The organism is Kitasatospora sp. NPDC058046 (genome assembly GCF_042885595.1).
GTDB lineage: Bacteria > Actinomycetota > Actinomycetes > Streptomycetales > Streptomycetaceae > Kitasatospora.
Map to the genome: position 1 here is coordinate 148162 of NZ_JBHVRS010000020.1, position 2084 is coordinate 150245.

Sequence of the window (2084 nt, forward strand, 5' to 3'; positions counted from 1 at the left end):
TTTTTATACGACACCGGAAATCCCGCCCCCACTGAGCCGCCCGCCGCGGACGCGGGGGACGGCGGCGGGGCCGACTTCCCGCGCACGGCGGCCCGCCCGCGGCCGGGCGTCAACGGGCCGGAGCGGCGGCGGGGCGACGGCGGCGGTGGTAGGCCCAGGCCAGGGCGAGGGTGATCGGGCCCCAGAACATCGCCGTCGAGGTGCAGACCCGCCCCAGGAGCAGCCACCAGCCGTTGCTGTAGCCCACCTCCTCGAACACCCCCAGCCAGCCGAGCGGCATCCCGTCGAACAGGGCCGCCAGGACCAGCCCGCCGAGCACGGCCGGGACGACCGCCGCGAGCGGCGGCACCCGGCGGCCCCGCAGCACGGGCACCCAGCGCGGGAACACCTCGCCCCAACCGCTGACCAGCCCCAGGGTCAGGAGCGTCAGCGCCTCGGTGAGCACGCTCAGACCGATCACGTACGGGGCGGCCCACCAGACGTAGGCCGGGGCCTGCGGGTCGACGGTGCCCATCCGGAAGTCGAACGCGAACGGCAGCCGCCACAGGCAGTGCGGCAGCACGATGAACGGGAGGGCCTTGGCGAGCCGCAGGGCCCACCGGGGAACGGGGCGCTCGGTGTCGCCCACCGGGATGGTCTTCAGCATGCGTCCACGCTCCCGGACACCGCCCCCGCCGCACGTCCACCGCTCGGCCCGTCCCCCTCCCCCGCGCGAGCCAGCCGCCCGTCCGACCACCGGCGGAGACGGGCCCTACTTCCCCAACCCGAAGGCGGACTTCAGCAGCCCGAGGGCGTACGGGGTCTCGGTGCCCTTCAGCGTGGTCGGGTCGACCGAGTACACGACCGTGCGGGAGAGGTCGCGGGTGGCGAAGACGCCGCTGGTGGAACCGGGCCGGGAGCCGGTCTTGCCCCAGGCCACGACGCCTCCGGAGGCGAGGCGCACGAGGCCCATGCTCAGGCACGCCGTGTCGTCCGGGCAGTAGCGGTTGCCCGGGGCGACGGGCACCTCCGGGACGGTGAACAGCTCCTCCTGCTGGGCCGGCGGGAGGAGGCGGCCCCGGAACAGGGCGGTCATGAAGCGGTCCAGGTCGGGGGCGCTGGAGATCATGCCGCCCTCGGCCCAGGGCCACGGGCTCTGCTCGGTGACGTCCACGCGGTGCGAGCCGCCGTCTGCGTCGGGGACGGTCAGGTACGGGCGGGTCGCGGGGCGCCGCAGCGCCGGGTCGTCGGCGTCCGGGAGGGAGGTGTCGCGCAGGCCGAGCGGGCCGATGATCCGACGGCGCAGCTCCTCGGCGTAGCGGTGGCCGGTGACCTTCTCGACGACCAACCCGGCGACGAAGGTGTTCATGCCGTTGTACTGCTGGGCGGTGCCGGGGTCGAAGGCCAACGACTGCCCGGCCGTCGAGGCGACGATCTCCTCGGGGGTGGGCGCGTCGAGCCGGTGCTCGGCGAACCAGCCGGTGGTGCCGTCGCCCCAGTACGTGTTGTCGCCGGTGGGCAGTCCGCTGGTGTGGTTGAGCAGCTGCCCCACCGTGACCGCCCCGAACTGGGCGGGGAGGTCCGGGAGGTACCGCCGGACGCTGCCGTCGAGGTCGATCCGGCCCTCGGCGGCGAGTTGGAGGACGACGGTGGCGGTGAAGACCTTCGAGATCGACCCGATCCGGAACCGGCCCTGCGGGTCCACGGCCGCCCCGCCCTCCGCCGAGCTGCCCTCGAACCTCCCGGCGGAGCCGGTGACCCGCACGAACCCGGCGGAGACGTCGGCGGCGGGCCGCTGGGCGAGGGCGGCCCGGAGCGCCGCCGGGTCGAGCGGCGACAGTGCGGACGGGCTCGCCGCCGTCGCCGACACGGTGGCGGTGGAGGTGGTGGCGAGGGCGGGCGTGCCCGCCCCGACCGTCAGCGCGGCCGCCAGGGCGGCGGAGGCGGCCACGACGGCCCAACGGTTGCGGTTCGTGTGCGCGTTCACGTGCGGTCCGGCTCCAGACTGGTCGTCGTCCGGGCCGGTGGGTGGCCCCCCGGCGCACAGGTGTTGGGCTACCCCGCGCCTGGGGGGGACGGGGGGGGGGGGCGCCGAGCGCAGTGGG

Annotated in this window: 2 protein-coding genes; both read right to left on the minus strand. The window is 75.7% G+C overall.

Going from position 1 to position 2084, the window contains the following annotated elements; genetic code table 11:
• Positions 1–109: 109 nt before the first annotated feature.
• Positions 110–646 carry a hypothetical protein gene (locus ACFVU7_RS32855; protein WP_049651396.1) on the minus strand — a complete coding sequence of 179 codons (537 nt, stop codon included), beginning with the start codon at positions 644–646 and terminating at the stop codon, positions 110–112.
• A gap of 105 nt (positions 647–751) precedes the next feature.
• A complete protein-coding gene (locus ACFVU7_RS32860; RefSeq protein WP_388048705.1) occupies positions 752–1966 on the minus strand; it encodes a serine hydrolase domain-containing protein in 1215 nt (404 codons plus the stop codon).
• Positions 1967–2084 lie beyond the last annotated feature (118 nt).

Excerpts from the sequence above, each read along its gene's own strand:
- ACFVU7_RS32855 (WP_049651396.1), bottom strand. The coding sequence starts at position 646 with ATGCTGAAGACCATCCCGGTGGGCGACACCGAGCGCCCCGTTCCCCGG.